1 protein-coding gene is annotated in these 300 nt (G+C 54.7%); it reads left to right on the top strand.

Features of this window, described 5'->3' with window-relative positions; translation table 11 throughout:
• Positions 1-300, top strand: a 300-nt coding sequence (locus tag AC1M89_RS14810) for a phage baseplate assembly protein V (protein ID WP_481614402.1), incomplete at both ends; no start/stop codon positions are given.

The raw sequence follows: 300 nt of genomic DNA, 5'->3' as shown, positions 1-300 counted from the left end.
GACCTGCAGGAGAAGAAATCCATGTCGATGAATGGGGACGCATCAAAGTACGCTTCCTATTTACCCGAGCAGAAGACCACCAATTTGATGGGGGTGCCGGCAGTAACAACAACGACACCGATTCAGCTTGGGTCGATGTACTGACCCCATGGGCAGGCGAAGGCTATGGCGCACGCTTCCTTCCTCGAATCAATGAAATCGTGGTCATCGACTTCTTTGACGGCAACATCGACCGCCCCTTTGTGGTGGGCCGCCTACATGAAGCCCAACGCAGCCCAACCCGATTTGACAGTCAAGGCC

This window comes from Acinetobacter sp. ANC_7635 (assembly GCF_056779945.1).
Note: the sequence above shows the minus strand (reverse complement) of the source record. Positions and strands in the feature narration are given on the sequence as shown.